At 69.3% G+C, this 23,246-nt stretch carries 10 protein-coding genes; 5 read left to right on the top strand and 5 right to left on the bottom strand.

Annotated elements, in window-relative coordinates; translation table 11 throughout:
• The first annotated feature begins 1 nt into the window (after position 1).
• The 5 genes from AB0J87_RS54125 (at position 2) to AB0J87_RS54105 (ending at position 14,621) form a co-directional block, all read left to right on the top strand.
• Positions 2–10,369: a hypothetical protein gene (locus tag AB0J87_RS54125; protein WP_363981621.1), complete on the top strand. Its 10,368-nt coding sequence runs from the start codon at positions 2–4 to the stop codon at positions 10,367–10,369.
• Positions 10,370–10,418: 49 nt separating this feature from the next.
• On the top strand, positions 10,419–10,943 hold the full coding sequence (locus tag AB0J87_RS54120; protein WP_363981618.1) for a hypothetical protein: 525 nt from the start codon (positions 10,419–10,421) through the stop codon (positions 10,941–10,943).
• Positions 10,936–11,484, top strand: a complete 549-nt coding sequence (locus tag AB0J87_RS54115; RefSeq protein WP_363981615.1) for a hypothetical protein — start codon at positions 10,936–10,938, stop codon at positions 11,482–11,484. The genes AB0J87_RS54120 and AB0J87_RS54115 overlap by 8 nt, the downstream gene beginning before the upstream one ends.
• Positions 11,485–11,572: 88 nt before the next feature.
• Positions 11,573–13,909 carry a right-handed parallel beta-helix repeat-containing protein gene (locus AB0J87_RS54110; RefSeq protein ID WP_363982041.1) on the top strand — a complete coding sequence of 779 codons (2,337 nt, stop codon included), beginning with the start codon at positions 11,573–11,575 and terminating at the stop codon, positions 13,907–13,909.
• A 154-nt stretch (positions 13,910–14,063) separates the two neighbouring features.
• On the top strand, positions 14,064–14,621 hold the full coding sequence (locus AB0J87_RS54105) for a phospholipase (RefSeq protein WP_363981612.1): 558 nt from the start codon (positions 14,064–14,066) through the stop codon (positions 14,619–14,621).
• Between the two features lie 788 nt (positions 14,622–15,409).
• Here AB0J87_RS54105 and AB0J87_RS54100 read toward each other — a convergent pair.
• The 5 genes from AB0J87_RS54100 to AB0J87_RS54080 all read right to left on the bottom strand — a co-directional run.
• A complete protein-coding gene (locus AB0J87_RS54100; RefSeq protein WP_363981609.1) occupies positions 15,410–17,104 on the bottom strand; it encodes a tyrosine-type recombinase/integrase in 1,695 nt (564 codons plus the stop codon).
• Between the two features lie 6 nt (positions 17,105–17,110).
• Positions 17,111–17,365, bottom strand: coding sequence for a hypothetical protein (locus tag AB0J87_RS54095; protein WP_363981606.1), 255 nt, complete (start codon positions 17,363–17,365; stop codon positions 17,111–17,113).
• Between the two features lie 1,676 nt (positions 17,366–19,041).
• On the bottom strand, positions 19,042–19,824 hold the full coding sequence (locus tag AB0J87_RS54090; protein ID WP_363981603.1) for a transposase family protein: 783 nt from the start codon (positions 19,822–19,824) through the stop codon (positions 19,042–19,044).
• Between the two features lie 278 nt (positions 19,825–20,102).
• Positions 20,103–21,482 carry a group II intron reverse transcriptase/maturase gene (gene ltrA / locus AB0J87_RS54085; protein ID WP_363981600.1) on the bottom strand — a complete coding sequence of 460 codons (1,380 nt, stop codon included), beginning with the start codon at positions 21,480–21,482 and terminating at the stop codon, positions 20,103–20,105.
• A gap of 871 nt (positions 21,483–22,353) precedes the next feature.
• Positions 22,354–23,246: transposase (locus tag AB0J87_RS54080; protein ID WP_363981597.1), on the bottom strand; the 893-nt coding region annotated here is incomplete at its 5' end.

Below are 23,246 nucleotides of genomic sequence, written 5' to 3'. Positions count from 1 at the left end.
CGTGACGGTCAACGCCGACACCGGGGTCCACGGCTCCGGCAGCAAGAACGGCGGCGGCCTTGCCGCCCCGCGGCCAGCGGTCCGCATCGACAGCGACGTCCTCCCCGCGTGGGAGACCGAGGCGCTGCCCGACTGGGTCGTCTACTGGCTGCTCCCCCTGCTTTCGGCTGGGCAGAAATGGCCGGGCGCCAGCGAGAGCGGCCTGTCGAAGCTGTCCGAGGCGTACGACAAGCTGGCCGAGGGGTCCGTCAGCTCCGCGCCGGCCGCGGGCTCGGCCACGCGCGTCCTCCTGGACGGATGGATCTCGCCCGCGACCGCGAACTTCGTCACCAGGGCCACCTTCCTGTACGGCCACGAGGGCGGGCTGGCCGGGGTGTCCGGGAACGCGCAGGCCTACTCGCAGCAGGCCAACAACTTCGCCGTCGAGACGCAGTACTCCAAGCTCTCCGTCAACGTGGCCTTCTGGGTGACGGTCGTCGCCATCGCGATCGCCCTCTTCGTCGCCTTCTTCACCGCCGGCTCCTCCACCGCGATCATCGGGCCGTACGCGGCGGGCGCCCGCGCGGCCATCACGCGGATCCTCGTCAGGCTCATGACCCTGGGCGGCCGGGAACTGGGCGTGCGGCAGCTGGCCAGGGTGACCGCGCTCAGCGGCGCCACCGGGCGCGGCCTCATCGCCAGGCTGCTGGCCTCACCGATCGGCCGGGAGCTGATCGAGGAGATCGGCGAGGAGTTCTTCATCGACGCGGCCTCCCAGTACCAGCAGCTCCAGATGGGCACCGTGCAGGACTGGGACGTGAACAAGTCGGCCGCCTCGGTCATCGGCGCGGGCGGCGGCGCGCTCTTCGGCACGGCCCTGGCCGGGCCCGTGTCCCACGTCACCAGCCACGTGCCGGGTTTCGCGGGCCGTGCCCTGACCACGGGCCTGACCAACACGATCGCCTCCCCGGCCGGCAGCTTCATCGCCAACGGCGTGGTCTACGACCAGTGGCAGAACCCGTTCACGGCCGATTCCCTCCTGGGCGGCTTCATGGGCGGCGCCGGGCGTACCGGGACGATCAGCCCGTTCAACCCCGAGGTCTACACCGCGCTGGCCCACCCGGTCACCTCTCTCGCCTCCGCCTACGACCTCGCCGCGCACACCGACGCCGGCCGCGCGGCGGGTGGCCCGCCCGGGGGCCCGGCGGACGGGAACACGTCAGGTGGCGGCCCCACGAACGGCGGCCCCCAGCCCGGCATGGCCGGAGCCGTGCGCCAGCCTGACCCCGCGGGGCCCACCACCGTGAGGTCCGGCGGGCAGGCGACCGCACCGGCGACCCCGAGGCCCGACGCTCCGGCGACCCCGAGGGCCGACGGCGGCCGGGACGGCGACGGCCGCCGCAACCCCGCCGCGCCGGACCCGGACGCGTCGTCGCAGCGGCGGACCTCCAGGGGCGAGGACCCCGACCAGACAGACCCGAATGCGGCGGCACCCGACCAAGCGGACCCGAATGCGGCGGCACCCTCCCAGGACGACGCCGCGCCGCAGCCCGCCGGCGACGCGGGCCCGCGACCGGACGACGCCTCCGGAACGGCCCCGACGGGACAGGCGCCGGACGGCACCACCGCGCCCAACGCCGACCCGGCCCAGCCGGACGGCACCCCCGCGCAGCCGGACAGCGCCCCCGCCCAACCGGACACCAATCCGACAAACCCTGACAACAACTCCACCCAAGCCGACGCCAACCCGACAAACCCCGACAACAGCCCCGCCCAGCCGGACGGCCAGACGGTGCCCGACGCCCAAGCGATGCCCGACGCCCAGGCCGCGACCGGCACGACGACGCTCGCCGACGACGGCTCCGGGCACCCGGTCACCTCCCTCGACGGGTCGGTGCCGGCCGGTCAGCCCATGCCCGCCGCCGTCCGGGCCCGTACGGCGCTGATCGGCGCACTCACCACGAGCTTCCCCGACGCGGTGATCGGCCCGGAGGGCGACCTCCTCATCTCCACCCCCAATGGCGTGCGCGTGATCTCCGCGGCCACCATGAGCCGCATCCGGTCCGCGCTGGACATGCGGGCCGAGGAGGTCTCGGACGTCTCCGACCTGCAGGCCGAGGCCGCCGCCCTGCTGACGGTCGCCCAGGCCGGGGAGCCGGCCGCCCCCGCGGCGGCCCCGGCGCCCGACGACGCCCCCGCCGCCGCGCCTGCGTACACGAGCAAGCCGGGGACGGTCACGTCGCGGCCGATCGCCGGCACCAGGTACGTGACCGACGGCCGCCAGGGCCCGGACCTGGACCTCGACGAGGTGCGGAGCTCGATAGGAAACTGGCTCGCCCGCCACTTCCTCGACCAGGGCGTCAAGCGCTTCACCTGGTCGACGGATTCGGAAGGCCGCCGGACGCTGGCGGTCCACACGGAGACGGACGGCGTCCACCACTTCCGCCCCGTCATCGGCGGCCTGCCCTCGGACCTGATGGGCCAGACCGAGATCAGGTCGGGCAGGAGCGCGGACGACGCCCACCTGGTGCACTTCAACCCCCGTGTGGCCTCGGACCAACTGTCCAGGGTCTGGCTGCACGAGATCACCGACACACTGCAGGAAGTGCGGTCGGCCGGCGGGGGCAGGCGGCAGGGCTTCCTACGGCGCCGACGCGGCGGCGAGGCCACGCAGGACGCGTGCGTCCCCGCCTTCTACAACGAGTTGTCGTTGCTGGCCGGGAAGTGGCACCAGGCCCAGACGCTCCCGGAGAAGCGGCTCCTCGCCGTCGACATCGACGGCGTGGCGCGCAAGCTGCACGAACGCGGTCACACCCCGCCCCTGCCGCCCTGGGCGCCCGGGCAAACCGCCCGGCCGAGCCACGCCCCGGCCTTACCCGGCGAGCACCCGTCCACCCACGAGGTTCAGGACGTCATCAACGCGCTGATCGAGGCGGAGCATGCGCTCCAGAAGCAGATCAGTGCCAAGAAGGACAGCGCGAAAGAGGCAGGTAAGCAGGCCCGCAAGGCGGCGCGGGACGCGGTGAAGGCGCGGATGCAGCACGACCAGGGCCGGTCCGAGCGGGCCCGCAAGGCGCGGCAGGAGATGCGGACGCACCTGGCCACGCAGAAGCGGCACTCCAGGATCGCGCAGGCGTACGCCCCCGCGCTGGCGGAGGCGACGAAGGCGCGGAAGGTCTACGAGCAACTGCTCGCGGCGATGAGGCAGCCAGGAGGGCCCACCCAGCCGGGAGAGGTCGGCATGGCCGCCATCGCCCGGTCGCTGGAGGCCGAGGCCAGGCGGCGCCACAAGGGCTATCTGGACGCGCTGGCCGAGGCGCTGCCGCACAAGGACAGCCTGTCCACGGCCATGCCGACGGGCCGGCTCGCCCACCTCAACGCGCTCACCACCGCCGTCAACGAGATGTTGGGACGCAACAAGATCGGCTACCAGTTCACCCCGGACGAACTGGAGCGCGCCCTGCGGGCCGACTTCCACAAGATCGTCTCCGACGGCGCCGTGTTGCGCGTCGGCCGCGGCAGCAGGGCGGCGGAAGTGCGGGTCAAACTCTCACTCTCCGACCTCGTCGAGGTGCTCGACCCGGGCGTCAAGGCATCGGAGATGATGGTCGGCCTGTTCTTCCAGGCGGGCCGCACGGTCACCGCCACCGAGTCGGGCAGCGGCGGGATGAACGTCGGCTTCGACAGCTCCGTCCTGGCGCAACTCCTGGCCGAGGGCGAGGTGCCCAGGACGCTGGTCGAGCTGCTCGGGGTCGGCCTCGGGGTCGCCGCCGGGCGCAACTGGTCGGCGACGGGCGGCGCGGGAATGTACGCGCAGGGCGGCTCCGTCGCCGACAACAGGAGCGAGTCGCTGCTGTTCGACGCCGCCGCGACGTGGACCGTCGACATCCGCACCGGGCAGGACACGAGCTGGCGGGACACCACCGTGGTGAATTCCGGCAAACCCGGCGATTCCGCCGCGCAGCGGATGTGGGTCTCGCACTCCTTCACCGACCAGCCGCCGCGGAAGCTGGCCTGGATCGACGACGACAAGCGGGACCCGAAGCTTCCCAACCACGTCCTCACCAGCATGGACGGCTTGGAGGAGGCCCTCGACGAGATCGCGGCGACGCTCGGCGGGGAGTACACCAAGGTCGGCGCCGTCCCCCACGACCAGCTGCGCACGTTCGTGACCGACGTACTGCCCCACCGGCTGCGCGATGCCGTCAACAAAGGGCGGGAACAGGTCTTCACCAAGAACGGTGAGCCGCACGCGAGGGTAACCGCCAAGAGCCGGGTCGTGCTCGTGGAGAGCGAGCCGCTGGGCGGGGCGACCGCGGACGAGTGGGAGGAGGAGGTGCTCGTCGACTTCGTCGCGACCCCGGGCGGCGCGTCATCCGGCGGGTCGCTGGAAGCGAGCGCCTCGGCCGGGTTCAGGCACGACGCGCTACAGGGGGTCGGCGTCGGCGGCTACCATCCCACCATCGGGCCGCAGGTCAGAGGCTCCCGGGCGGCGTCGCGGTCCTACTCGGCCACCGCCAACAAGCAGGCCATCCACCCGAGCGTGCACAGGAAGACCAGCTACAAGCAGAGCTACCGGCTCGTGGTGGAGACCACGTTCACCGTGGAGGTGATCGGCAAGCCGCCTGTCACGCTGCGGCCGATGCGCAGTGAGGCGGTGGTCAGCATGCGGGAGAAGGCCGCCTACCACTTCGGCCTGCCCGTCGACAGCGCGGCGCTGGTGTACAGGAACGGACAGCCGCTCCTCGACGCGGACGGCAACCAGGTGCTGCGCGGCGACATGAATCCCGATCCGCCGCCGGGGCGCAAGCCCGAGCTGCCCGTGTGGCTCGGCGACGGCCCGGGACAGATGCGGGGCGCCGGCCCCGCCCTCGTCCAGGACATCGACGGGCTGGACGAGTTCAGGGATCAGGTGCTGGACGAGCTCGCCGAGCGCGGGATCATCCCGAAGACCGTGAACGGCGTGCCGCAGTACTCGTCCAACCTGCTCGCGCGCGCCTCCCAGATTCTCAATCGCCAGGAGGTCACGGAGCAGCTGTCCGAGCACCGGATCAGGTCCGCGTACGACTCGCTGGCCCAGGACGGCATTCAGGTCGACCTGGTGATGCACGGCCTGAACAGCACGTCGGAGCACTACGTGCTGCACCTGTCGCTGAAGCAGGACTTCGACGACGTGAAGTACCTCGGGCACACGGAGTCGGAGACGGTGGTCAACCTCGAGATCGGCTCCGACACCTCGGCCCAGGGCACGAGCAGGTCCAGGACGTACGGGGGCGGCGCCTCCGTCAGCGAGAGCGACGGTCCCGACCAGGGGCACGACGGCCTGTCGCACGAGGTGGGCGTCAATGCCGGCGGCAACCGCACCCGTACGGCGGGCTCGAGCGACGGCGACACGGTCAACGTGGTGCCCATCCTGCACGAGAGCACCGGCCCGGTCGCGGGCTTCTCGGTGCGCCACGACCTGACCGCCACGCTTGTGCACGACGGCACGGCGACCACCCTGGCGTCCGAAAGTGGTAGGGCCAAGCTGCTGTTCGCGGCGGACCACCTTCCTTCAGAGGACGGATCGGCGCCCATGCCCATCGGCAAGATGTCGCGGAAGGTGCTGTCCAGGGCGAAGCTCATCCACTTCGACACGCACGGCAGTCTGGAGTCCGCGGCGAAGCAAGTGCTGCCGAGAGGTATGCGCGAGGATTCGGTGGCGTACCAGATGATCAAGGCGACCCTGGGCGTGCGCAATCTCGTCGCCCACCCCAGGACGCTGATGAGGATGCTCACCAGCGGCCTCGGGATCCGCACCCGGGGAATGCCCACCCGCTCGTCGCTGACGGTGCGGGGCGAGGTCGGCGACACGGAAGTGGTGGGCGTCGTCGACCAGGTGAACGGCGACATCCTGTTCGGGCTCGGCAGCGCCGGCGTGTCCTGGGGCGGGTCGTCCGGCGTGTCGGCCGGCGCCTCGACGAACGTCTCCGACCTCGACGACGGCGGCACGTCGAACGACGGCGGCAAGCTCTCGCTGCCTTCCCGGTCGGGAGGCACCTCCGACTCCACGTCGATCCTCGACATCTGGGGCACCGAGGAGCTCACGATCTTCTTCGGCCGCCAGTACGTCCTGCGTGCCAACGTGGACCTCACCCTCACCGGCTCGGAGAACACGGCGCACGCGCTGCCGCTGGGGGACCGGGTCCCGCTCGGCGAGAACGGCGAGGCCCCGGCACAGGGCACCGGGCTGTTCCTGCTTCCCGAGGAGGAAGCGCTGCAGCTGTACTCCGAAGGCGAGCTCCCGCTGCCGGGCGCCCTGGTGGCCGACGCCATCGAGCGGCTGCTCAACGGCAGCCTGCCCCTCGACCCGTCCCTCGCCGTGCCCCTCGTCCAGAGGTACGTCATGGACGTGGCCAAGGCGCGAAGGGCCGGCGAGGACGTGGGGTACGCCGACCGCACCCCCCGGCGGGCGCTGCTCGCCAAGCTCCAGGAGCTGACGGGCCTTGGCCCGCAGGCGACCACGGCCCGGCAGGCGAACGAGGAGAAGCGGCTGGACGAGACGCTGAGCGAGGCGGCGGACCTGGTCGAGCGCTCCAGGGAGGTCGTGCTGTCGCCGTCGAACGAGGACGGGATGGGCCTGGGCACGACGGAATCGCTCGAACTGACCGACGAACAGGGCAATCCCATCGACGTCGCGGACGCCGTGCTGAAAGCCGTGCGAGCCGCCGCCCCCGAGGTGGTGGACGGGAGCCCGACCCTGAGCGAGGAGCTGAGCGTCAACTTCTCCCAGGACGCCGTGAAGATCCACGTTCCCGACATGTTCTCGCCGCGCGGCTTCCAGAAGAGCTACCACGTGCAGGTGGGCTCCCAGGTCGGGCAGGCCGAGGAGGTGACCGTCACGACCCGGCTGGTGTACGACAACCCCGCAGACTCCCGCAAGGCCACCTTGCTCTCGCGCTTCAAGCAGGCCGGGGTCATCATGCAGCGCTACCGCTACACCGACCTGTCGCACTCCGAGTCGTACAACGGCTCCTACTCCGCAGGCCTGGACTACGGCAGTTCGGACCAGGGCGACGGCCGCGGGGCCGGCGTGTCGACGGACCGGGGCCGCTCTTACACCGGCTCCACCAACCAGCAGGGCACGCGGCTGCAGCGGGTGGCCCGGTTCAACGGCATCAACCGGGTCAAGCAGAAGCCCAGGCTGGTCATCGAGGTCAAGCGCACGCCGGTGCGTGGAGGCACGATCCCGGCCAAGGTCCAGCAGGCGGCGAACAAGCTCCGGCGCAGGCTCCCCTCCACCCACACGGTCGAATACAACGCCACGCTGGTGCGGCGCATCCCGATCGGCATGGTTCGGCCCGTCGACGAGGATCCGGGGCAGGTCGTCATGACGTCCGATCCCCGGCAGGTCGAACTGCACCCCGGCTTCTTCACGGACGCGCTGTGGGAGGACCCGCGTAAACCCAGCCTTTTCGACGTCGTCACCGCGCAGCTGTCGAAGATGCTGGGCGCCAAGACGGTCACGGAACGCCTGTCCGAGATAACCAAGCGGCTGTCCCTGGGGGCACTGCTGACCGGGTTCGAACGGATGACGGGACCAGACGGCGACATCGTCGTGCGGGTGGCCAGGCAGAAGTTCAAGGACCAGGGCGCCCAGGTCAGGATCCGGGCCCGCATGTCGGACTTCACCATCGTCGCCGGCCCGTTCGAGGCGGAGAAGGGAGAGGTCGACAGGACGGCCAACGCCCAGAACGTGACGGTGTCCCGCGGTCGCGCGCTGCCGGTCGGCGAGAGCGGCAGCATGAGCGACGGCCAGTCGGGACTCAACGGCGGCGTGCGGGCCGGGGAGCAGGCGTCCGAGAGCGTGACCGACCACAACGGGGGGCGCCGCGAGCGCACCAAGTCCGAGAAGAGCCAGGCCTACACCGTCCGGCTCAGGGTGGACTACGACTTCACCTTCGAGCACGTGGCGCGGCTGCGGAACGGAGACGAGCGCGTCGTCGGCGACCCGATCCATCTGCCGGGCGCCAGCAGCGGCTGGGTGGACGTGACGCTCTTCGAGGAGGAGATCGCGGAGCTGCGCGCCCGGGTGGAGGCGAACGTGCGGCTCGCGCCCCTCGTTGATCAGGGATGGCCGACGTTCAAGTTCGTGCCGGCCGAGGGCCGCGTAGGGCTGATCCAGGTCCTGCAGGACGCGCGCCTGGCCGCCCGCGAACGCCGTGCGGTGGCCCGTGTGACGGTCCGGGAGGCGGACGGCCTCCATCGTTACGTGGCCGCCCCTGACGGCTCGGTGCACAGCGAGACCCCCGACGGCGGGTTCGCCGAGGCCTTCGCCACCCTCTCCCCCGCGGTGCTGGACGCCGCCCACCAGGTCGGCCTCGATCTACGCGACGTCTTCATGAACTCCGAGAACCCCGGCACCTTCTCCCATCAGGTCAAGGCCGAGCTGATGGCGCGTGGCGTCTTCGCGCTCGACACCGCCAAGCCGGCCTGGCCCGCCGACCGGGAAGAGGAGAACCAGCCGGTGGGAGGCAGCGTCGCCCAGGGGGTGGCCATGTCGGATCCCGCGATCGAGGGCACGCCCTTCAGCCGGTCGGCCCGGCCCGACGGGGTCCCCGACCTGACCGTGGACGAGCTGCGCAACCAGAACATCACCCTCGGCGACCTGGGCGGCGCCGCCGCGCACGTCGCCTGGAACGGCGACACGCTGACCGTCCAGGTCCCCAACGCGCCCGACCAGCACGTCCGCGTGCTGATCGGGGAACCGGGCGCAGGCAACGACGCCTCCACCGAGTTGCGCGCGGGCACGGCGGACGACCCGCACGTCATGCGCTTCTGGCCGCGCGTGCACCCGGACGTGGTGTCGTCGGTCCTGGTGCACGAGCTCTCGCACGTCCTTCAGGAGACGCTCGCCGCGTCGTCGGGCGCTCCGCAGGGCGTGATCAGGACCTCCTTGTCGGAACACCAGACCGAGGGCACCGACTACTGCCTGCTCCCCCGTCTGAACGAGCACGCCCACCTGTCGCGCAAGTGGCACGCGACCTCCGACCCGGCCACGCACTCGCTCCTGGCCGACGCGATCGACGCCATCGCGGCCGACCTCGAACGCCGCGGCCACACCCCGCCCGCGCCACCGTGGGGAACGGGCCCGCGGGCGCCGGCCGCCCCTCAGCCGCTGAGCCGGCTCGCGCGGCTGCTCAACGGGGGAGGCCCGGTGGGGCTGGACACCTCGCCGGCCGGGCTCGGCAGGCTGGCGCAGACCGCCGGCGTCGCCGACCTGGCTCCGGCGGGACCCTCCGGCGAGTTCACGGTGTCCACCAGGAGCGGGACCTTCACCGTGGCGCTGGCCGACGCCGCGCCGGGCGCCACGGACGTGACCGTCGACTCGCGTGAGCCGGGGCGGCTGGCGCTTCGCGTGCCCGCCGACGGAGGCGGGCGCGGGGTCGTCGCGGTGGCCGAGCAGATCGCCGCGCACGCGGCCGCGCTGGACGGCCGCCCGGCGGGCCGGACGCTCGGCCCGGGGCCGGCCTTCGGCGCACACCCCACGGCGCCGGGGCAGATGCTCGGGGTGGCCGACGCCGCGACGCTCGCGCGGCTGCGCGGGCTGGCCCGCGCGGTCACCGAAGGCGGCTGGAGCGGCGCGGCCGAGGCGCTGCGTGCCGAGGCGGCGCGGGCCGGTCTGGCGCCCGGCCAGGCCGGAGCGGCGCCCCGGTTGCTGGCGCTGGCGCGGGCGGGCGAGCTCTCTCCCGCCGACGTCACGGCGATCCGCGGCCATGCGACGCTGCCGGAGACGGCCGCGGCCAGGGCCGTCGAGCGCGGCGCGGCGCTCATGGGCGCCCGGGTCCACGACTACGGCTCCGGCCTGCTGGACATCGTGCTCCCCGGCCGCCCGCCCATCCCCGTAGAGGTGCGGTCGGGCCCAATGGGTGACACTGCGGGTGACACGGGCATGCTGACCGTCCAGGTGGACGGCCGCCGCACGATCGGCGCGAACGAGCGGGCCGCCGCCGCGACCGTTGCCGGAGCGGTCGCCCGTACGCTGGGCGCGACGGCCGCCGGCGACCACGCGGCCCTGGCCGAGCTGTACGAGGCCGTGCGCCAGGCACGCGCGGCCACCGTCCGCCAGCGGCCGGCCCGGCTCGGCGTGCTCCACGACCTGCTCGCCACCATCCGCCCCCAGGTGTGGCAGCTCGTCCCGCAGCCGCTGGCCACCGAGCTCGCCAGGCTGGCGGACGGGGCGCGTCCCCGGGACCTGCCGACGTACATGGACCGCCTGCGCACGCTCGCCAACGCGACCGGCTGGCACGAGCCGGAAGAGGAGAACTGCCGGTGCCCCGCCGACGGGCCGTGCGAGTGCGGCCTGCGCACCGGGGAGGCACCGGCCGTGGCACGCACGATGGCGGTGTGACCGCGATCGCGCGTTCCGGCATGATGGAACTCCCGAGGAGAGGACGGCTATGGCATTCGCGGTGGCGCGGACGAGGGATGAGGCGCATCTCTACCTCGATCTGCACCCGTGCGCCTGCGGGTCGGTGGACACGACCTGGCACAGCGGGCTGGTGAGCGTCGAGGAAGGGCTGGTCAACCGCTATTCCGGCGGGTGCGGGAAGTGCGGGACGGCCCGGGAATACCTGTTCGGCCTGCCGGAGCGTCCCGTGCTGCCCACCGGCTATCCGACGTTCGGCGGGACGGAGCCGTCCGAGCTGCTCGACGCGGGCGAATGGTTGTGGGTGGCCGACCTGAGCGCGGGCAACGTGCCGGTGGACGACCAGGCAGAGGCCAGGCGCACGCTGCGGGTCGCGACCGCGGCCGTCGAGGAGGTCGTCAAGTTCGTGCCGCCGGGGGCGGACGCGGTGCCCGATGACGGGTTCTGGTCCGAGCGCGGGCAGCAGTTGCGGGCGGCCGACCCCGGCAGGTTCCAGCTCGACCGGCTGCTCGTCGTCAGGGACACCTACCAGGATCTGGCGGGCCGGCATGCCTGAGCGCGGTCTGGCCCGTTCCCTCGTGGAGGCGTACGTCTACTTCGACCTGGTGGCCGGCGGCGGTGAGGCGGGCGCGTCGCGCCGGGCGGTGGTCGAGCAGGACCCGGACGGCTGGGTGGTGCGGCTCGGCGGCACGGAGGTCCTGGTTCCCGAGGAGGCCGAGGTCGTGGCGAGGCAGGCGGGGCTGATCTTCGGCACCGGCCTCTCCGAGCTGATCGACCCCGGCCAGTGGGTGCTCATCGCCACCACCTACGCGAGCCGGGCTCTGGAGGGCGCGCTGTTCTTCGCCGCGGACCCCTCGGACCCCGAGGCGTTCGGCAGGATCGAGACCGACTGGCGCTTCGCCGCCGACGCCGTGGCCGAGGCGCTGAAGTTCTTCCCCGGCGGCGCCGCCGAGCTGTCCCCTGACGACTTCTGGAGCGAGATGGGCAGGGCGTTGCGGGAGTCCGAGCCCCATCGGCTCACCAGGCAGAAGCTGGAGAGCGATCTCGCCTTCTACCGCCAGAGCCTGGACGACTTCCACCGTCTCCACGACGGCTGAGGGTCGGCCTCGGTCAAACGATTGATCTCTGGGTCACACCCGTAATATTTTATCGATTATGGTGCGACGCAGCCGAATCAGAAACGTGATGGTCATCCTGGTCGCGGCCTTACCGGCGACCGCCGCGACGCAAGCCCCGGCGGCGGCCGCCGCCCCGCTCACCGTGTACGTGTCACCGGACGGCAGGGAAGGGGCCCGCGGCACCGAGCAGGACCCGTTCGCGACCGTCGAGCAGGCCCGCGACGCGCTGGCGGGCCGGACGAGCGCCCGCTCCCCCGGGACGGTCCGCATCAGGGGCGGCGTCTACCGGACGTCCAGGACCGTCCAGCTCAGCGGGGAGCGCAATTCCTACGTCACCTATGCCGCCTATCCGGGCGAGCGGGTGGAGTTCGCCGGGGTCACCACGCTCTCGCCGGAGAAGTTCCGCAGGCTGAGCGACCTCCCGGCGGGCGAGGCCAAATGGTCGTCCAGGTCGCGGGTCCGGGACTCGGTGTCCGGCAATGTCTACGTCTACGACCTGGCCGCCGAGGGCATCCCGGCCGGGCGGCTCAACAAGAACGGGTTCAACTGGAAGCCGCAGCCGTACGCGCCCGAGTTGATCACCGACGACGTCGCGCAGACCCTGGCGCAGTATCCGAACGGCGGCGAGAAGCTGGACCGCGCCGACCTCACCGTCAAGGAGGCGCCGAAGGGCGCCCGCGACTACTTCTCGGACAAGACCGCCGACGGCACCACCCTGCCCTACGAGGACATGCTGAAGCTGCCCGGCCCCGCCTACACCGCGGTCGACCCCGCGCTCAAGGAGCGCTCCGCCACGTGGGCCCCGCCCGGCGGGACCGCCGACAACACGACGTACGAGACCGACGGCTGGCTGTCCGGATATTTCGGCAACAACTATGCCAACGACCGCGTACGCATCGACTCCGTCAACGGTGACGAGCTCAGGACCCGCTACCCCACGATGTACGCCGCCACGGACAAGTGGACGTCGTTCGTGGCCCAGAACGTGCTGAGCGAGCTGGACGCCGAGGGCGAGTACTACATCGACCGCTGGAACGGCGGCGACGCCCTCTACTACTACCCGCCCGGCGGCACGGTCGAGGGCAAGCGGATCAGCCTGACCTCCTTCGACGCCCCCTTCTTCACGCTGGAGCACGTCAAGGGGGTGACGCTCAAGGGGCTGAAGCTCAACGGCACGACCGGCACCGGCGTACGCCTGCTGGACGCGGAGTCGTGCACCATCGACGGCCTGGAGATCCTCAACGTCAGCATGGACGCGGTCGCGATCGGCGAGGCCAACGACGCGATCACGGCCATCGCCGAGTACCGCACGAGCCGGGGCGGCCACCGCAACCGGGTGGTCAACAGCAGGCTGCACGACCTGGGCGGCGGCGGGGTGTTCACGGCCGGCGGCGACCGCGACTCGCTGGAGCGCGGCGACCACGTCGTGGAGCACAACGAGATCTACGACTTCTCCAAGCTCGCCACCTACACCCCGGCGGGCTACCTGTACGGCGTCGGCAACACCTTCAGGTACAACAACGTCCACGACGCGCCACACATGGCCATCCAGATCATGGGCAACGACATGGAGGTGAGTCACAACCGGTTCGAGAACCTCGTGACGCACGCCTCGGACCAGGGGGTGATCTACGCGGGCCGCGACTACACGTACCTGAACAACGTGATCTCCTACAACCTCTTCAGGAACGTCGGGCCGAAGGGCAACCAGGCCGTCTACATGGACGACGGGATGTCGGGGATGGTGATCCACCACAACTTCTTCGACGGGGCCCAGCACGGCCTGTTCTACCAGTCGGGGCACAGCAACGTCGCGACCGACAACGTGTTCAAGGACGTGACGTACGTCGGGCACGACAAGCTCTACCACGAGAGCGGCGGGCGGCTGCCGGTGCCCAACTCCAAGGTCGTGGTCGAGCGCTTCAACGACATGCTGAAGGCCGGCGACGGCACCGGCTTCACCAACACGCGCGAGAACATCGAGAAGTGGTACCGGCACTACGGCCGCCAGTACCCGAACATCCGGTCCTGGTACGTCCCGGCGGACGCGAGCGGGCGGACCTGCACCGCCGTCGGCACCACGGAGTGCACGGAGGCGTACGTCTGGCGCGACCCGGACTCCGTGTACGTGCCGTCCCACAACGTGCTGACCCGGTCGGTGAGCATCGCGTCGGGCGGCTTCGCCTACACCGACGACGCCGGCGGCCTGAGCAACAAGACGTTCAACCCCGACTTCGACTCCTACAACGTCAGGAAGGACACCGCCACCGGCTTCGCCTTCGACCCGGTGACGGGGAAGTTCGACGCGGCCGCCACGCCGCTGAACTCGGCCGAGGGCTTCGGCCGGAGGTGGGTGCGGGAGTGGAACGCGCGCTTCACCCTGGAGGGCATCGGGCCTCACTGACTCAACGACTGACAGAAAAGCGGCGTCATGTAAAGATCGAGACTCGGCGAACCCTTGTTTCGGAATTGAGCAAGATCTGCTTCTGCCCTTCCCGAGGGTTTCGGGTCATCGTGAGGACGTGCATCCGACCCCCCGGCAACAGGAGCAGGTCCTCATGGTCAGACGATCCCGCGCGCTACTCGCCGCTTTCGCCCTCTCTGTGATCACCGTACTCGGGTTCGCCTTGCCCGCCCACGCGGTGACCTTGGAGCAGAAGCTCGCCGCTCTTTCCGGTTTCTCGCAGCCCACGGCCGCCAGCGCCTCGTCCTGGCGGGCGGCCTGGGAGAACCAGGCCGCGTGGGCGGACTACGCCTTCGACTGGTCGACCGACCTGTGCTCGAGCAGCCCGGACCAGCCGCTCGGCTTCGATTTCCGGATGCCGTGCAGAAGGCACGATTTCGGTTACCGCAACTACAAGGACGTGAGCCAGTTCCCGGCGAACAAGTCGCGCATCGATGACTCGTTCTACTACGACATGAAGCAGGTGTGCGCCAAGTACTCGGGCGTCTCCAAGTCCACCTGCAACGGTCTGGCCTGGACGTACTACCAGGCGGTCAAGGAGTTCGGGAACCTCAACGTCACCCAGGAGCAGATCCAGGAAGTGCAGCAGGAGGCGCAGCTGAGCGCGCAGAACGCGGAGAACGCGGAGAACGCGGAGAGCGTCGAATCCTGACAACCCAAAAGGGCGAGGATGCCTTGGCATCCTCGCCCTTTTCGTGCGGTGCGCCGCCAGGGACTCGAACCCCGGACCCGCCGATTAAGAGTCAGTGGCTCTTGTGTCGGATGCTTACGCAATGTGCCCGACGCGTCGCTCTGTCCAGGAATGCCCATGCCAAGAATATCCAAAAATGTCGCTTGGTGTTTCAGGGTGCCGTTAGCCGAAGAGCAACCATCGAGCAACCGACGGCGTGATTGCGTGGCCTTGACCATTCCGATTTGATCGGATCTGGGGGTATCAGTCTCACCTACAGTAATAGGTGTCCGTGGAAGGTCCCCTTGGTGATGACGAGACTCGCCGCGGACACCGTTAAGAGCGTGCATCACGCCGTTGGCGTGCGGTAAGCGCTGAGCAGGTCCTCCCGCCCCACCCATCCCACGCCTGCGTGAGGTGTCCACATCTGAAGAAGCCCTGATGGCCGACCGTGAACGAAGCATTGCCGCGTCGCCTGAGGGAGGCCGCATTCAGCCGAACCCGAGATTGCCATGTACGACGCAGCCGGTGGCGGCAAGGACATCACTCCGCCGGCCCGGATGGTGCGGCCCTGGTGGGCACGGTCTTCAACGCGTGCGCGATGGTCAACGTTGTTGCCCAGAATCGAGCGGCGCAGCGTCTCTTTGCGCTGTGACCGGAGATGATCACCGTGGTGGCGTGTAGGTCGCTCCTGCCAGGTGGATGGTGCTGGACAAGCAGGAGGCAGGTCTGTGTGCGGCTGACCTGCCTCCTGTGAACCTCGCCTGTAACTAGCTGGTAGGCAGGTGAATCACCGTCCCGCCCTTGCCTGTGGCCCTTTCGTCCGTCGCGCCTTGTCCGGGGCGCGGGATGCGCCGTCCGGGAGGTACTGGCCGGGGCGCAGGTGCGGGAGATCCGGTGAGGAAGGCAGCGGTTGCCTCGGCTGCCGCGGCGGCGGCTTCGGGGTAGATGCTGGTGTAGGTGTCGCGGGTGAACGCCGAGGAGGTGTGCCCGAGGGTCTCCTGCACGATCTTGATGTCCACTCCGGCCGCGAGCATGGCGGTCGCGGCGCCGTGGCGCAGGTCATGCAGCCGGATCGGCGGCAACCCTGCTTGATAGCAGATGCCGTAGAAGCGGTCGGTGACGTGCTGGGGGTGCAGGGGCCGGCCGATCTCGTCGGTGAAGACGAACCCGGACTCGATCCAGTCCTCGCCCGCGGCCAGCCGTTCCCGCCTCTGGCGTTTGTCGTGCTCCTTCAGAAGGGTCATCGTCTCGGCGTCGACGGCGATCTCGCGGTCGCTGGCATCGGTCTTTGGGGCGCCCTGGATCGGCTCCCAGCCGAGCTGAGTGATCTGCCAGTGAATCCCGATCCTCCCGGTGGAGTAGTTGACATCCGGCTTGCGTAGACCCACGCCTTCACCGCGTCGCAGGCCGCGCGTAGCGATCAGCCGGAACAGGACGAACAGCCGATCCTTGCGGGCGTAGGCAAGGAACGCCTTCGTCTGCTCGGCCGTCCACACCATCACCGACGAGGGCCTGGGCGTACTGATGTAGGCGACGATCGGATCTACGCGCCGCCCCTCACGGGCTCGCTGGAGCAGGTTGAGGTGCGCGGCGTGATCCTCACGCCATTGCTTCACCTTCTCCTCGGTCCATACGAGCGGCTTGGGCCGGTCGATCGCTGGCAGTTCGACCACGGAGGCGGGGTTGAAATCCAGGAGCCGGTCTTGTCGAATCGCCATGTTCAGGGCATGGCGGAGGGTAGCGCGAATGCGATGCATGCTCGTAGGACCGACCGGTCGCCGGTAGCGAACCGCCAGGACGCGGGCGGGATCGCCACTGGCACGTTCGGCGGCGATGGCGTCGTTGAACTCCTCGATCGCATCGAACATGCCCGCGATGTCGGAGACCCGTAGCTTGTCCAGCCGGATGCTCCCGAGGTAGGGGGTGAGGTAGAGCCGGACGTGGGATTCATAGGAGCGCCTTGTGGTCGGCTCGATGGCGCGCTTGCGCTTGAGGAACTCCGCCAACCACTCCGCGACCGTGACATGGCGGTTGAGGTCTTGGCGAGTGCGGACCTTGCGCCGCACTTCCTCGACATCGGGCAAGCACTTGGTGTCCTTGAGCACCGACAGCATCAGCGCGGTGATCTGCCGCCGCACCGCCAGGTCGGGGTCGAGAGCGAGCAGGCCGCGGGTGTGCTCCAGCTCGGCCTCGGCAGCCTCCAGTGTGGCGAAGCCACGGCGGCGCAGGGGGTTTTGCCGCTTGCCGTCAGCGTGAGCGGGAAGTTCCAGCTGATATCCCCACGTGCCGTGGGCGGTGCTCCACCGCTGGCCGCCGTCGCTGTGCGTGATGCGCAGTCCGGGGCAGGACTTGCCCAGCCGCTTGCCCGTGACCGGGTCCTTGCACGCACACGATTTGAACGTGGTGCCTTTGGCGACCGCGCGGGTCTCTCTTGCGGTGGTGCCGGGGTTGTTGCTTGTCATCGTGAGTTATCCCTTCTCGCTTGCCGGACGGCCACTGCGGTCCGGGTTGGTGAGGTCGAGCAGCGCCCACAGCCCGCGTATCGGCGCCGCGTACCAGCCGCCGATGCGCAACACCCGGCGCGGGAACGCGTCCGCGTTGGCCAGCCGGTATGCCTTGGTCCAGCCCATCCCGAGCAGCCGCCCGGCCGCCAGCAGGCCCACCACCTCAGGCACCCCGACGGCATCGGCTACCGAGCCCCTGGCAGGGGTAGTACTGGTCATCCATCTCCTCCACATACGTTGACGAACAAGGCCGATTCAGGCCGCGCGGGGTGCGTGATCCGCCCCGGCGTGGCGGGCTGTGACGGGCGCTACGCCACCGCCCCGGCCGCGTCCGCCCCTTGCTGGGTGCAGCCGTCGCGTTCACGACAGGCCGGATACAGCCCCGGCACGCGGGGGCCGGTACGCGGCCGGGATTGGCGGCAGCGGTATCGACGCCCAGCTCTATGGCCCGCGTCAAGCGAAATCCACAGGTCAGTGCCCGCACCCCAGTTCCCGGCCCGATTCGGTGCCAAGGACGAGGGGACGGAACCGACCTACTCCAGCGGGCGGCCGTCTGACAGGCCAGACCCAGGCGCGGACGGCCCCGACGCCGAGTGCAACTTCGGTCGTGTGAACAGCAGCAGGTCCGCATGCGCCCCTGCACTCGCCGGCAGCCTGGCGTCCGGCAAGCGGCCGCTTCGGCGTCCGCCGCGGCCAGCCACACGATCAGCGGCAGATGCCCCCACTCAGGGGCCCACACCTCCCGCCTCACGCCGCTTCCGACGGCGAGGTTCGCGGGTGACGGGAAGGTGATGGACGACGTTTCGGTGGTGAAATTGAGAACGGTGGTCGAGGTAGTGGCGAGTTCGGTCATGTGGGTGTGGCCCGAGCACCGGGTCGCTGATCCCTGTCACTAATCCAAATACCTGTCTCAAGGCCCGAGTTAGGACAACCGATCAAGCAAATATTCGACAATACCTGCTAATGCCAGGCGCCTTCAGGTACTTCCCGATCCTGGCCGATCAGGTCTCCCATACAGTCGTCCACAGCAGGTATGCGGGACGCCCTGCATCTCGACCGGGGCGCGGCGCCCGACACCAACCCTCCTGGCGAGCCGAACGCGATCAACCGCCAGGCGCCCCGTGCGATGCCTCCCGGAAATCGGGGCCGACAGCGGCCCTGTCGGCCCCGCACCGCGGCGGAACGCTCGGCACCGTCATAGGACGTGAAGGCAGGCGGCCAGCCCGACGCAGATGCTCATCAGCCAAAGGCCACCGCGCCAGGCTTCCTGCCAGAGCCAACCCAGCCCCTGGAGGCCCACTCGGCGAACCAGCTGGAAAATAGGTCACCGTCCACCGTCCCGAGTTGACGAGCGGGTGCTTCCCTGTCACCTGACTCAACACCAGCTCGAAAAGGCCGAGTTGAGACAGCGCGACAGTTCAGTCTTCAGCAAAATCGACATCGGAATCCACACCGGACGCCCCGAGCAACCAACCACCAAGCGAGAGTGACGAATATATGACATTCATAAACAAATCGCCACTATTGTTTTGTCACTGAATGCCTAGGTAGAACGCGCTCGCAGCGACACTTCCCAACCCTGCGCAACCGCCTGCGACATACTCCGACATGCAGCGACGGACCTCGGGACTTTTAATCCGTAGGTTCCGGGTTCGAGCCCCGGGCGCCCTACCACTCCACACCCCATCTGACCTGGGCTTTCCCGGTTCTCGACCGCCTCCGACGGGTCACAGATGGCCGAGTTCATGCTCGTCACATGCTCTTCGGCACGCGTCCGGCACATCGGCGGACCGGCAGCGAGGGTGAAATGCGCCGTTTGCGCTGCCGGGTATCGACCACCTTTGGTCGAACCGTAAAGCCAGACCCGCACGACCTCCAACAGAAGTGAGCCCTTTTCATCCTGAGTAGCGGCCTTCTTCCACCAGCTGCAGCACGAGGATCGCCTGCACGAGTGCGGTTGCGCGATGCGGGCAACAGCGCAGCCTGGTCAGCACCTTCCAGGACTTCAGGGTCGCGACGGCACGCTCGCCGATGGCCCGGATACGGGCATGGGCGCGGTTAACGTCCCGCTGTCCACGCGACAACCAGGGGCGATGGCGGTGCCTTTTGAACGGCGTGCGGATCGTGCCGCCCGCGCCTTGATAGCCCTTGTCCGCAAAGGTTTTCACGCCGGCGCTGGTCAAGGCGTCGATCAGGCCCACCGCCCGAGCGGCGCTCACGTCGTGGGTGGCGCCCGGCAGTGCAGGTGAGGCCCACACTAGCCGGCCCGCGGGGTCGGCCAGCAGTTGCACGTTCATCCCGTGCTGCTTGTGTTTGCCGCTGTAGTACGGCCGCTCGTCGGCGAGGCGGTCGATCGAGATGAGGGTGCCATCCAGGATGGTGTAGGCCAGCCGGGATGCCCGCTCGGCGGCGGCGTGCACGTCGTCGGCCAGCTCGGCGAGCAGGTCCACGCTTTCGCGGATGTAGCGCCAGGCCGTGGTGGTGCCGATGGCGAAGCCGGCAGCCAGGCGGGCGTAGGTATCGCCGTTGCGCAGGTGGGCCAGGACCAGCAGGGCTTGCCGGGCCGGGTCTAACTTCCGCCACCGAGAGCGGCGTTCGGCGCGCCGGATGCGGATGAGTTCGGCCAGGCGGATCAGGGTGTGGTTGGACAGTGGAATGGAGGCACGGTAAGACAGCAACGAGGCTCCCGGTTGGGGCATCGGATCTTGGTCGACTGCTGTCTTATCGGGAGCCTCCTCTCAGCCGCCACCGCTTCCCGCAGACCCATCCTGACCAGTGCCGTCACGATGTAGGGTCGGGAGCTGGCGCGGCGGCTTCTCCTGGCGGTAGGACCTGGGGCCTTCCTTCCGCCGGTTTCCCGGACGGGTGTGCCACCCCAGTGGCCATGACCAGGTTCATGACTCCGTTTCCAGCTCCCGCCGCTTCGAACCGGGCATGCGGTTCTCCCGCACCCGGCTCACCGACGTCGTTCACCGCCGGCATTCGGTCTCTCCCGCCAGGGCTTGCCCGCCCTGGGTGCGACGACGATTCCATACAAGCTGATCAGGCCCAGATCGATCGGCCGGGAGCAGGTCATCACCCACCAGCCGAACGCGCCGCTGCGGCGGTGTTTCTTGCTGACGAACCGCGCCAGCCGCTGTTGCGCATACCGCCTGATCTTGCTGAGACTCCTGGCCGAGTGCCCGTACTTGAAGTACCCGGCCCAGCCGCGAAGGAAGGCGTTCAGATCCTCCGCGATCGTCTCTGGCCGTAATGGCAGCCTGCGCCGGTCGGTGATTTCCCGAAGCCGGTCACGGGCGTGCTGCATAGCCTTGTCCGCGGGCCAGCGCGCAAGGAACGTCACCTTCGGTTTGCCCCGGTCACCCCGTGAGCGCACCAACCGGTGATGAAAGCCAAGAAAATCCAGGCCCTCGCCACCCACCTGCAGGTGCACGATGCGGGTCTTGGCCAATTTCGGCTCCAAGCCGAGCCCGGCCAGCAGATCGACCAGGCGCCTCAGCGCCCGCTCGGCCTGGCTCTGCGACCAGCACATGACGATCAGATCGTCAGCGAACCGCACCAACGTCCCATCACTTCCGTCCCATTCCCGATCCAGCCGGTGCAGGTAGACGTTGCAGAGCAACGGTGAAAGTGGGGAACCCTGCGACGTTCCGGTGACCCCTCGTCGGACCTGCCCGTCCTGCATCACCCCCGCGCGCAGGATCACGCGCAGCAGCTTGAGCACGGACTGGTCACAGACGCGTTCCTCGATCGCTTGCATCAACTCCTGATGCGGAATCGCCGTGAAGCAGTTGGCGATGTCCGTCTCGACCACCCACCGCCGCCCCCGCTGCTGCTCATCAATGAGCACCTGCAGAGCGTCATGCGGCGACCGTCGCGGGCGAAACCCGAACGAGCAATCGGCCATATCGGCTTCGAAGACCGGCTCGAGCACGATCTTCACCGCCGCCTGCACGATGCGGTCACGAACCGAGGGAATCGACAGCGGCCGCTGCTCGGTTCCACTGCCCGGCTTCGGGATCATCACCCGCCTGGCAGCCAGCGGCCGATACCGCTGCGTCTTCAGTTCGTCGGCCAATTCGCCAAGGAGCCGGTCAACGCCGTACTCCTCGACCTCAGCCAGCGTGGTCTTGTCGATGCCGGGTGCACCGTTGTTGACGCGCACCGCGACCCACGCGTGCTGCAGGACATCTCTGCGGAAGACCTTGTCCATCAGCGCGTGGAACCTACGTCCGGGATCGGCCTTGGCCGCCCGGTAGAGCGCATGCTGCAAGGCACGGACCGGATCACGCGGACGTGATCCCAAAACGGCGGGACTAGCCGAGACGGCACTCACCGGGCCTCCTCCTCAAAGACGCTGCGCATCGACGAAGTAGTGGCCCTTCCCTCACCGCCGGTTGTGTTGTCCGGTCGGCTCCAGCAGTACTACGGCCACCTCCGACGCCCACCCGGCCAGCGATCCACTTCCCGAGGTCATCGGTTATAGGACGCCACGCTCCGATGACAATTTCCGCAGGTCATCGGGCCGGGGAGGGTCTCCCCAGTTCCCGCCGTCACTATCGATACGTTCCGCGCCCCATACGCCGGGGAGTTCTTCACGGCTGCGCCTCCAGGCTCTTCACCGCTTCCATGGCCTTCACCCCGATTTCGAAGGGCTCGGCTCTCCCTGTTCCCACCCGAAAGCAGGCTGAGTAACGACGCCGCAGGCTTCGCTTCATGCTACGGACCGCACCGTCGCTCCCCCTGTTACAGGGCCTTTGACGCTGGGCTTCGACCCCGCCCGTTTCCAGACGAAACCGCCAGCCTGCTACCGGGCCTCCTGGCAGCTACCCGGACCGGACTCACACCGGCAAGCGACGACGAGCTTACGAACACGAAGATCAGCTACTCACGTAGCCTCACCTCCGTTCTGCTGGGCGCACGGAAAGAGCTCAGTGTTGGATGGAAGCGTTGGCGGGCGGGACACGCCCGACTTGATCGCAGGCCCGTCCAAGCAGTGGTCAAGCCGCCTTCGGCCGAGTCCACGCGCGGTCGACGCGGCGGCCGTCCAGCTAGCTGGCGCGCGTCTGGTGCGCATGGGTGGCGCGTTCACCCTTGTCACGCCGCAGCGGCCAGATCGCCGATGCTGAGTGACTTGGCGGGAGCGGTCGCGGTGGTGGTGACGTGTTGGATCGTCATGCCTGTACGACCCTGCTGGTTAACTCGTTTCAGGCGGTCAGGGCTGGTTCGAGTCGGGCCAGGTGGCTGGTGAGTTTGCGTTCCAAGGGCTGGCCGTTCCACCAGGCGTTCAGGCGGATCAGGTTGACCGCGATGGCGGAAGCGATGTGTTCGAGGTGGACTTTCTTGATGCCGCGGTAGCGGGCTCGGCGTAGGCCAGCGACCGTGACGGCTTGGTGGATGGTCGCTTCGATACCGCACCGGAGGGTGTATTCGTCCCGCCAGGCGGGGGTGGTCTGTTCGGCGCGGGCAGCATCGAGGGTTTCCTGGATCGCTCGTGGGTGCAGGGTGAGGTGGCGGCCGCTGCGCTGGGCGCTGGTGCACAAGGTCCGCACCGGGCAGGGGCGGCAGGCGCTGAGCGGGAAGGCGGCCACGATCATCGGCTGTTCCTTTTGCCGGCAGGGTGTCCAGGAGGTGCTGGTCTGTCCTTGCGGGCAGATGACTTGCCGGCGGTCCCAGTCGACGGTGAAGGCGGTGCGGTCATAGCCGTTGCGGGTGCGGGCCTGGACGGAGTTGTCCGTCCGCAACGGCGTGATCAGGTTGATCTGGTGCTGTTGGCGGGCGGCGACGATGAGTTCGGCTGAGGAGTAGCCGGCATCCAGGTAGTGCTCGGCGGGCAGGAGGCCGCGCCGGGCCAGGTGCTGGTGGATGGTCTCGGTCATCGCCGTGTCGGGCACGGTGGCGTCGGTGGTGGCCACGTTCGTGATCAGGTTTGGCGGCCTCGTGCCGGGGTCGGCGAGGATGTCTTGGGTGTCGGCGCTGCGGTGGCAGGTTTCAGTGATGTGCACCGTGAGGTAGGCCACGGGCGCGGTGTCGGTATCGCTACCGGTCCGTTTCCCGTGACCCCCTCCCGAACCCGGCGTGTCCATTGCTGAACACCGGG

The sequence above is a fragment of the Nonomuraea sp. NPDC049625 genome, from assembly GCF_040675285.1.
GTDB classification, from domain to species: Bacteria; Actinomycetota; Actinomycetes; order Streptosporangiales; family Streptosporangiaceae; genus Nonomuraea; species Nonomuraea angiospora_A.
Note: the sequence above shows the minus strand (reverse complement) of the source record. Positions and strands in the feature narration are given on the sequence as shown.

What these genes read in the sequence shown, in the direction of transcription:
- AB0J87_RS54120 (WP_363981618.1), top strand. Translation starts at nt 10,419, where the DNA reads ATGGCATTCGCGGTGGCGCGGACGAGGGATGAGGCGCATCTCTACCTC.
- AB0J87_RS54115 (WP_363981615.1), top strand. Translation starts at nt 10,936, where the DNA reads ATGCCTGAGCGCGGTCTGGCCCGTTCCCTCGTGGAGGCGTACGTCTAC.
- AB0J87_RS54110 (WP_363982041.1), top strand. Translation starts at nt 11,573, where the DNA reads ATGGTCATCCTGGTCGCGGCCTTACCGGCGACCGCCGCGACGCAAGCC.
- AB0J87_RS54105 (WP_363981612.1), top strand. Translation starts at nt 14,064, where the DNA reads ATGGTCAGACGATCCCGCGCGCTACTCGCCGCTTTCGCCCTCTCTGTG.
- AB0J87_RS54100 (WP_363981609.1), bottom strand. Translation starts at nt 17,104, where the DNA reads ATGACAAGCAACAACCCCGGCACCACCGCAAGAGAGACCCGCGCGGTC.
- AB0J87_RS54095 (WP_363981606.1), bottom strand. Translation starts at nt 17,365, where the DNA reads ATGACCAGTACTACCCCTGCCAGGGGCTCGGTAGCCGATGCCGTCGGG.